Consider the following 9,959-nt stretch of genomic DNA (forward strand, 5'->3'; position numbering starts at 1 on the left):
CCCGAGCTGGAAGGCGCAGCGGGGTCGAAGGGGCAGCCGCCCCTGGGGGATGGGACGGGTAGGGGCGGCGGGGGCGAAACCCGGGAGGTCAGGGACTGCTCGGCGCGGAATTCTTCGTGTCGGAGGACGGAGCCCCACCCTCGTCGCCCCCGGAGGCGGCCACCCACGCCCCCACCCCCACCGCAGCCACCAAAGCCACCGCAGCCGCACTCAACGCGATCCTCCGCCGCCGAGCCACACTCGCCCGATTCCGCGCGGATCCCGGCCGAGGCGCCCCCACGGCCCGCGGCACCCGAGCCGTCCCCCGAGCCCCCCCGGCCAGCTCATCGGGCCCGGGCACCCGCATCGACGTATGCGTGTCCCGGTTGGAGTCCGGCTTCGCCCCCAGCACCAACGGCACCGCCCCCCGCCGCACCCGCTCCCGCGGAGCGACCGGCGCGGCCTCCTCCTCGACCGCCTCCGCCGTCTCCGCCCCCGGCTCGTCGACGTCGAGCGGCGGCATCCCGGCCAGCATCGGCAGCTGCTCCCGCAACCGCGCCGCGAGCTCGGACGCCCTGAGCCGCGAGGCCGGCGCCTTGGCGAGGCACTGCACGAGCAGCTGCCACAGCTCCTCGGGGATGCCGGGGAGGGGCACGACGGTCTCGGTCACATGGCGCCGCAGCACCGCACCGGGGTGCCCGCCGCCGAACGGCGTGAACCCGGCGAGCAGTTCGTACAGCACGGTCGCGAGCGCGTAGATGTCCACGGCGGCGCGCGGCGGCAGGCCCTCGACGATCTCGGGGGCGAGATAGTCCGGCGTGCCGATGATCTTCGTCGCGCGCGTCCGCCGTGGAGAATCGATCAGCTTCGCGACGCCGAAGTCGGTCAGCAGGGCCGGGTGCGCGCCACCGGGCCCCAGCGGTCCCTGCATGTCGAGCAGCACGTTCTCCGGCTTCACATCCCGGTGCACGATGCCGGCCGCGTGCGCCGCCGAGAGGCCGTCCGCGACGTCGGCCACTATGGCCACCGCCGCCTCGGGGGCCATCCGCCGCTCCCGGTCGAGGCGGGTGCGCAGATCCGTGCCCCGGACGAGGTCCATGACGAGGGCGAGGTCGTTGCCGTCGACGACGAGGTCGCGTACGGAGACCACGTTCGGGTGATCGAGACCCAGGAGGGCGGTGCGCTCCTGGACGAAACGGCTGACGAGTTCCTGGTCTGACGAGAGGTCCTCGCGCAGCAGCTTGATGGCGACGGGGCCCTCCGGACCCTCACCCAGCCACACCGTGCCGGCGCTGCCCCGCCCCAGAATCTGGTTCGCGGTGTACCGGCTTCCGATCTTCCGTCCCAAGACTGCTCCTACAGGCCGCGTGTTGGCGACAAAGCTACGCGCCCGAAGAGCCAACCTTCACCGCCGAGGCGGAAATCACCCCTCAGATGTCGACAAATCCCCAACGCCATGCCTCCGGCGGTTGGGTCGCGATCATGGGGGCTGCCGCCCCCATGATCAGTTCACCCTCATTGGCCGGTGCCCGAGCCGCCTCCGGAGCCGGAGCCCGAGTCGCCGCCCAGGTCGCTGATCCACTTGCTCGCTTCGCTGAACCAGTCGCTCAGCTGGCCCCACCAGCTCTTGCCGGTGCCGACCCACTCCTGAAGAGGAGTGAACTCCCAGATCAGCCACCCCCCGACGAAGAGGAGGACGATCATGAAGAGACAGCCCTTGAGACACCCGAGACCCGGGATCCTCATCGGGTTGGCGCTGCGCTGACGCGGCTCGCGCGGCGGCCGGGGCTCGCGCTGCGGACGCGGTGCGGGCTGCGGACGCGGCGCGGGCTGCTGGGGCGTCGGCGGGGGCGCGTACCGCTGCGGCTGCTGCTGGGGCGCGGGGGCGTACGGCTGTTGCTGCTGCGGGTAGCCGTAGCCGGGGGCGCCGGACTGCGGCGGGCGCTGGGGCGGGCGCTGCTGCTGGCGGCGCGGCTGCTGCTGCTGGGGCTGCGGCGGCTGCTGCGGGGCCCGGTTGACCTGGCGCTGGGGGCGGCGGCGGAGCGGGTCCTCGCTGGGGTCGAGGTACTGGACCTGGGTCTGCTCGTTGCGGTCGCGGGCCGCGCGGAGCTGGTTCTGCCAGGGGTGCGGCTGCTCCGGCGACTGCCCACCGGGGTCGTGCCCCGGCACCGGCGGCATGACGGAGGTCGGGTCCGCGTCACCGGTCCGGCCGCCGGTCTGCGGGAGTACGGCGGTGGGGTCGGCGGCGCCCGGCGGCTGGTTGCCCGGGCCGGAGGTGTGCGGGAGCACGCTGGTCGCGGCGTTCGGATCGTACGAGCCCGCGCCCTGCGGCAGTACCTGCGTCGGGTCGGCGGAGCCGAACGGCTCGGGGGTGCCGGGCACCTGCGCGGGGGCCGGGTCGGGGGCGAGGATGTGGCCCACGCCCTCGGCGGCGGCGATCTGCATGGAGTTGGCGTGCACGCCGACGCCCTCGGCGACGATGCGCAGCGCGCGGGCGAGGTTGACGGCGCTGGGTCGTTCCTGCGGGTTCTTGCGCAGACAGCGCTCGATGACCGTCCACAGCGGGTCGGGGACGGTGGAGGGGCGGCGCGGCTCGGCGCTGAGGTGCTGGTGGAGCACTTCGAGCGCGGTCTGGCCGGCGAACGGCGGGCGCCCGGTGACCAGTTCGTAGATCAGGATGCCGGCGCCGTAGATGTCGACGGCGGAGGTCTGCGGCTGGCCCTCGGCGGACTCGGGGGCGACGTACGCGGGCGTGCCGACGAACTCGCTGGTCCGGGTCAGGCCCGGGGAGTCGGCGAGACGGGCGATGCCGAAGTCGGTCAGCATCGGGTGCATCTGGTCGCCGTCCTGCTGGAGCAGGACGTTCGCGGGCTTCAGATCGCGGTGCACGACGCCGTCGGCGTGGCTCGCGGCGAGCGCGTCGGCGACCTGCGCGGTGAGCAGCGCGGCGCCGACGGGCGTGAGCGGGCCGTTCTCGCGCAGATAGCGGTGCAGGTCGGGACCCTCGACCAGGTCCATGACCAGCGCCAGCAGATCGCCCTCGACCACCAGGTCACGCACCCGCACGATGTTCGGGTGGGTGAGCCGGAGCAGCACGGAGCGCTCCCGCAGGAACCGCATCACGATGTCCGGATCGTTGGCCAGCTCCTCCTTGAGGACCTTGATGGCCACCGTCTCGCCCGGGTGCCCCGGCACGGCCGCCTCGGCGCCCGCCGTCTCCCGCTGGCGGGCGCGCCAGACAGTGCCTGTGGCGCCGCGTCCCAGCGGCTCCTCAAGGAGGTACTTGCTCCCTACCGGCCGCACGTCATGCGCTCCCTGCTGCTTGCTTGCCTGGTGCCTGGTTGCCTGTGCCTTGGTTGCCCGGCCTCGTCCCTCGGACGTTCCGACCCACTGTAGTGCGGCCGTCCGCGTGACCGGGGTGTCCTCCCGCCGCCCCTCGCCGTGGCTCCGGACGAGTACGTACGGGTACCCATGTGCGTTCGATGGAAAGACGCCCTCCTGTGGCCGGTTGGTTGCCGGAGACGGACATGCGTGATTCCGGATACGACCGCGCAGGGTTCCGGATTCGACCACGATCCGAACGTGACCGATCTCAAGTGATCAACTGCCGGGCATTGGTCAGGCACTTTTGGGGGCAGAGCCGACCAATCAAGATCACTTGACGGTGGGCGGCGGGCGCGTTGTCAGTGGCAGGTGCGAGGATGCCTCCAGTACTGGCCGACGTGCCCGTGAGCGGTGGGGGAAGTCTGCGGTGGGGACCGCGCAGTCTCGTCCTCGCCGTCGCGGGTGCCCGCGCGGAAGGGACCGCAGACGGCGATGCAGATCCGGCTGACCGTCGTAGACCCGCTGGGACCGACCTCGGAGCCGCGAGGACGTGCCACGGCCTGCGACGTGCTGGTCACGGCGCCCTCCGGTACGGCACTCGCCGCCGTGGCCTCCGGCCTGGCCTCCGCCGTCGGCGAGAGCGCCGCCGCCCAGCCGGAACGCGGCCGGGAGTCCGGTGGTCAAGTCGTGCTGTACGCCGGTGCCGAGCGGCTCGACGCCCAGCGCTGCACCCTGGGCGAGCCGCCCCTCATCGACGGCGCCGTCCTCTCCCTCGGCGCCCCCTCCGAGCCCGGCCCCGAGGTCGACGAGGCCGCCGCGCAGCTCCACGTGGTCGCCGGCCCCGACGCGGGCGGCGTCCATCTCCTGCACGGCGGCAAGATCCACATCGGCCGCTCCGCCGACGCGGACGTCCCCCTCGACGACCCCGACGTCTCCCGCCTCCACTGCGCGGTCACCCTCTCCGCCGACGGCCGCGTCTCCGTCGTCGACCTCGGCTCCACCAACGGCACGACCCTCGACGGCCACCGTGTGACGGACCGCCCGGTCCGGCTGGCCCCGGGAGCGCTGCTCCGCATCGGCGAGTCCGCGCTCCGGCTGGCTTCGTCGTCCGGGGTGCGGGGGGTCGGTACGGCGCCTGACGGGGAGGGACATGTTCGGGTGGCGGTTGGGGGTGGGACGCCGAGTGGGGGTGTCGCGGGCTCGTCGGGTGGGCTCGGCTCTGGAGGCAGGGCCGGGGCGGCTTCGGGGCGTGGTCATACAGGACACGGGGCGGAACAGCGGTTGGTGCCGGGGCAGGGTGGGGCTCCGGGGATCGAGCGGACGGCGGGTGCCGGGGCGGCATCCGCGCCTGGGGGCATGCCCGGGACGGCCAGGGGGGCGGGCAGTGGGGACGTGGATGGTGATTCGGCGGGGGCTGGTCGCGGGGCGGGTGCCCTTGATGCCGGTGATTCCGGCAGGGCCGGCCGTTCCGGGGCTTCCGGGGCCGATGGCGCTCTCGGCACCTCCGACGCCCCCGGCGGTTCCGGGGTCTCCGACGCTTACGGGGCCTTCGGGGCTTCCGGGATTTCCAGGGGCTCCCGGGGGTCCGGCGGGTCCGGCGACGTAGCCGGTCCCGCTGGTGCCACCCGGGCCGCCGGTGGCGCCGCCGGTCCGGCCGGTGCGGGCGAACCCGCCGGCCCCGTCGGCTCCGGTACCCGTAAGAGCACACCCCTCCGGGGGACCGAGGTGCCGCGTGGGGTGCGTAAACGGGGTGGGTTCGGGGCGTGGGCGCGGCGGCTGGCCGGGGGGCGGGGGCAGTCGGAGGCCGAGCACGACCCGTACGAGTACGACTCCGAGTACGACGAGGACGAGCGCGGCGCCATGGCCTCGGTGCTGCCGACCGGTGGCGAGCGGTTGCCGGAGACCTGGCCGGACCCGGCCGCGCTGCTGCTCACCGCGCTGGGACCCGGGCCCCGGTTGTGGGAGCGGGGGCCGGGGCATCCGGAGGCGTTGACGGTGCGGTTGGGGACGGCCGACCGGGCGGCGCCGGACGGTACGGGGCTGCTGCCGGCCGTGCCGGTGACCACCGGGTTGCGTGAGGTCGGCGCGCTGGGCCTGGCGGGGCCGCGCCCACGGCTGCTGGGGCTGGCCCGCGCGGTCGTGGCCCAGCTGGCCGCGCTGCACTCCCCCGACACCCTGGAGCTCGTACTGATCAGCGCGGACCGCTCCCGCCCCGCCGAGGAACGCACCGCCGACTGGTCCTGGCTCGGCTGGCTCCCCCATCTCCGCCCCGCCCACGGCCAGGACTGCCGCCTCCTCCTCGCCTACGACCGCGAACAGGCGACGGCCCGCGTGGACGAGCTGCTGCGCCGCGTGGAGGACCACGCGGCGGACAGGGCGGCGCACGGGTCCGCGAACGCGCCGGGCACCGGGGCCGGAGCCTCGGGCATGGGCATGGGCGACGCGGCGAGCCGCCGGGCCGGCGAGCCGGTGGGCCGCACGGGCGGACGTATCACCCCAGGGGCAGGGGCCAGGGACACCGCGGGCCATGGGCCCGAGCACGGTGGGGCCGGCGGGGCGGCCCACGGCGTCGAGGCTGCCCCCGGTGGGCGTGCCGGGCGGCGACCGTCATGGGCGCGGGACGACGAGCCCGGGGGCAGGGACTTCCCGGGGCCGTACACCGTGGTGATCGTGGACGGCGATCCCGGAGGCGCGGATGTGCGCGAGGCCGTGGTGCGGCTGGCGCAGGAGGGGCCCGGCGCCGGGATCCATGTGGTGTGCCTCGCCGAGGCGGAGGCCGCGTCGCCCGCCTCGCCGGTGACGGAGACGTACGCGGCGGCCTGCGGGGGCTCGCCCGCGTTCCGGGCGTGCGGGGCCGTCGCCCTGCTGAGCGGTGACGTCGCGACGGCGCTACGACTGTTGCGTGTCGCCCCCGGGTACGCCGGCCCGAGCGGCGCCACGAGCCACGCGCAGGGGGCGCACACCTCCGGAGCCCGTTCCCAGTCGGCGCGCACGGCCGGGGCCGTCTCCGAGGCTCACCCCCGGTCGGACGACACCCCTGCGGATCACTCCCGGTCCGGGCGGCCGAGGACGGCGTACCCCGGTTCCGGGCACACCGCTCCCGTCTCCCCCTCCTCCGCGGACCGCGTACGCGGTGCCGACCCGGGTGGCGCGGCGGGCCGTACCGGGTCCGGGCGTTCGGCGCAGGCCGACGCCGGTGCCGGGAACCGTACGCACACCAACCTGGACGTCACCGGGGCCGTATGGTCCGGTGCCGACGAGCGCACGCACCCCGGCACCGAGGACATCACCTCGCTCGCCCCGAACCCGCCCGGGCTGTTGAACCACGGCACCGTCGCCACGGTGGACGCCGTGTCGGCGGCGTGGGCGGAGCGGTTCGCGCGGGCGCTGGCGCCGTTGCGGCCGGACGGCGTCGCCGGGGACCGGCAGACGCGGGTGTCGGCGCCGTTGCCGCAGTCGGCGCGGTTGCTGGACGAGTTGGGGCTGGCGCGGGCCACGCCGGCGTCGCTGATGGCGCGTTGGGCGGACGCGGTGGACGACACGACGGCGCTCGGCGGGCGGGCCTGGGCGGTGCTCGGCGCCGGGCCGCGCGGGCCGGTCTCCGTGGACCTCGTCGCCGAGGGGCCGCATCTGCTGATCGAGGGGCCGTCCGGGAGCGGTCGTACGGAGCTGCTGCGCTCCATCGCCGCGTCGCTGGCCGCCGCCGAGCGCCCCGACCGCCTGGGCATCGCCCTCGTCGACGGGCGGGACGGCGGCGGCAGTGGCGGCGCCGGTGGCGGAGGGCGGGCCGGAGAAGGGCTGGGCGTCTGTACCGACCTCCCCCACGTCGGTACGCATCTCATCGCCAACGACCCCGTCCGCATGCGGGAGTTCGCGCAGTCCCTGTCCGCCGAGCTGAAACGGCGGGCGGAGTTGCTCGGCGGCCTCGGCTTCATGGAGTGGCACACCCGACGTGAGGTGTCGGGCCGGATCGTGCCCCAGCGCTCGGCGACGTCCGGGCAGACCGGAGTCGGCGGGGCCGCGCAGTCGGGGACCGGTGGGGCCGCCGACCTGGACTCGCCCTCCAGCTCCACACTGCGGCTGCGGCCGGGGGCGGGGCGCAAGGGTGCCGGTGCCGATCAGAACCGTGACGGCAGGGGGGCCGGGCAGGCCTCGGAGCTGCCCCGGCTCGTCGTGATCGTCGACGACCTCGACGCGTTGCTGTCTCCCGCGCTGGGTTCCACGGGGCGGCCGGCTGCGGGGTCGGTCGTACGGGCGCTGGAGGCGGTGGTCCGGGAAGGGGAACGGCTCGGGGTGCACCTCGTCGCCACCACCGGTGGGGGTGGGCGTGTGGGTGAGAGTGAGCTGGGGCGGGCGGCCGGGGGGCGGGTCGTGCTGAGCGCGCCGGCGCCGGGGCCGGACGAACCCGCGCCCGGGCGGGGGGAGTTGCTGGGTGAGGGAGGCCGTGCGACGCCCTTCCAGGCGGGCCGCGTAACGGGCCGTATCCCGCGCACGGCCACATTGCGCCCTACGGTCGTGCCGCTCGACTGGGCCCGTATGGGGGACCCACCGGCTCGACGCCCCGTCCGGGAGCTGGGGAACGGCCCCACGGACCTGGCGCTGCTCGCCAGTGCGCTGGACCGCGCGGCACGAGAGGTCTCGGCGATCGGGGTGCCCTCGCTGCTGTGACCGTCCACTTGCAGGGCACCCGAAGCTGCGGCGAGGCGGAAGCCCGCAGCTGAGTGGAGGACCCGTGCCCCGTAAGGGGCGCGGGGAACTGCGCGAGCGACCACGACGGACCCGCACCCGGCAACAGCGAAGCACCCCCACGGCGAATCCCCCCTCGGCCACCCCTCACTGGTCACGACGCGGTCACGATCACGGAGTTGACACCGCAGGCGCTCTTGCAGCCCCCAGATACGCGGCGTAGACCAGAGCGCACGGGACAGCGCTTCTACGTTCGACGACGCACGGAGAACGGGGTCAGTGATGCGCAGCACTCTTGGCACTCTTGGCAATTTCGGTGGCAATCTCGCCACCCTTGGAACGCTTCGCACTCTTCGTACACGCAAACCACCCACCAAAGCCCTCGCGGCCCTGGCCGCAGGCATCCTCGCCGTATCCCTCACCGCATGCGGCGGCGACGGCGACGACGGCGGTGACGACGGAGGCGGCCAGACCGGTGGAGCCGAATCCGTTCAGCTGCCCAAGCTCGACGGTCAGAAACTCGAGGTCGCCGCCGTCTTCACCGGCCCGGAGCTGGAGAACTTCCAAAAGGTGCTGGACGAGTTCGAGAAGCGCACCGGCGCCCAGGTGACGTTCGTGCCGACCGGCAACAACACCTCCACGTTCCTCGGTACGAAGATCGAGGGCGGCAAGCCGCCGGACGTGGCGTTCCTGCCACAGGTCGGCGTTTTGCACCAGTTCGCCCAGAAGGGCTGGGTGAAACCGCTCGGCAGCGAGGCCCAGGCGCAGTTGGACAAGAACTTCTCCCAGGGCTGGAAGGACCTCGGCGCGTACGAGGGCAAGCAGTACGGCGTGTATGTGAAGGCCGCCAACAAGTCGCTGGTCTGGTACAACACCGCGGCCTTCGAGGCGGCGGGCATCACCGAGGAACCCAAGACGTGGGACGAGTTCATCCAGACCGCGCAGACGCTCTCCGACGCCGGCTCTCCCGCCGTGTCCATCGGCGGAGCCGACGGCTGGACGCTCACCGACTGGTTCGAGAACGTGTATCTCTCGCAGGCGGGCCCGGAGAAGTACGACCAGCTCGCCGCGCACAAGATCAAGTGGACCGATCCGTCCGTCGAACAGGCCCTCAGCACACTCGCCGAACTGTGGGGCAAGGATGAGTTGATCGCGGGCGGGGCCTCGGGCGCGCTCCAGACCGAGTACCCCAAGTCCATCACCAACACCTTCGGCGGCGACACCCCGGCGGGCATGGTGTTCGAGGGCGACTTCGTGGCCGTCACCATCAACGGCGACACGGACGCCAAGATCGGCACCGACGCCAAGGTCTTCCCGTTCCCGGCCGTCGGCGACGAGTCCCCGGTGGTGACGGGCGGCGACGCGGCGGTGGCGCTCAAGGACGGCAAGGGCGCGCAGGCGCTGCTCACCTTCCTGGCCTCGACCGACGCGGCGGAGATCTGGGCGGCGCAGGGCGGCTTCCTCTCCCCGAACAAGGAGATGAATGAGGTCAGTTACAAGGACGACGTCACCCGGGAGATCTCCAAGGCGCTGCTCGCGGCGGGCGACGACTTCCGCTTCGACATGTCCGACCAGGCCCCGGCGGCGTTCGGCGGCACCCAGGGCGTCGGCGAGTGGAAGCAGTTGCAGGACTTCCTGAAGAACCCCGACGACGTGGCCGGCGCCCAGAAGAAACTGGAGGCCGACGCGGCGAAGGCCTACGGGAACGGCTGACGGCGACCTCCATGTCGTCCGCTGCCGTGACGAAGACGGCGGGGGTTCCGCTGACCGAGGAAGTCCCGTACGACGTTTCTTCGGACGGCATCACCGGCATACAACGCTCGATAGCCAAGCTCCTCATCGAGGGCCACGTCGACGAGGCCATAGCCCGCCGTCTCGGCATGAACGTCCGTACTTGCCGCGCCCACATCGCCAAGCTCGCCACGGCCCTCGGCAGCGGCAGCAGGGCGCAACTCGGCTACCTCATCGCC

4 protein-coding genes and 1 pseudogene are annotated in these 9,959 nt (G+C 73.7%); 3 read left to right on the forward strand and 2 right to left on the reverse strand.

Annotated elements, in window-relative coordinates; all coding sequences use genetic code 11:
• Positions 1-88: 88 nt before the first annotated feature.
• Both STRIP9103_RS13150 and STRIP9103_RS13155 read right to left on the reverse strand, forming a co-directional pair.
• Positions 89-1,327: a serine/threonine-protein kinase gene (locus STRIP9103_RS13150; RefSeq protein ID WP_009309741.1), complete on the reverse strand. Its 1,239-nt coding sequence runs from the start codon at positions 1,325-1,327 to the stop codon at positions 89-91.
• Between the two features lie 167 nt (positions 1,328-1,494).
• On the reverse strand, positions 1,495-3,282 hold the full coding sequence (locus tag STRIP9103_RS13155) for a serine/threonine-protein kinase (RefSeq protein WP_078613894.1): 1,788 nt from the start codon (positions 3,280-3,282) through the stop codon (positions 1,495-1,497).
• Positions 3,283-3,795: 513 nt separating this feature from the next.
• On the opposite strand from STRIP9103_RS13155, the gene STRIP9103_RS13160 reads away from it, so the two are divergent.
• The 3 genes and pseudogenes from STRIP9103_RS13160 to STRIP9103_RS13170 form a co-directional block, all read left to right on the forward strand.
• Positions 3,796-7,971, forward strand: a complete 4,176-nt coding sequence (locus tag STRIP9103_RS13160; protein ID WP_009309745.1) for an FHA domain-containing protein — start codon at positions 3,796-3,798, stop codon at positions 7,969-7,971.
• Between the two features lie 300 nt (positions 7,972-8,271).
• Complete coding sequence (locus STRIP9103_RS13165; RefSeq protein WP_063747282.1) at positions 8,272-9,702, forward strand: ABC transporter substrate-binding protein; 1,431 nt, start codon at positions 8,272-8,274, stop codon at positions 9,700-9,702.
• Positions 9,703-9,746: 44 nt separating this feature from the next.
• Positions 9,747-9,959, forward strand: a pseudogene (locus STRIP9103_RS13170) (helix-turn-helix transcriptional regulator); the annotation flags it as partial.

The sequence above is a fragment of the Streptomyces ipomoeae 91-03 genome (assembly GCF_000317595.1).
In the GTDB taxonomy this organism is placed as follows: domain Bacteria; phylum Actinomycetota; class Actinomycetes; order Streptomycetales; family Streptomycetaceae; genus Streptomyces; species Streptomyces ipomoeae.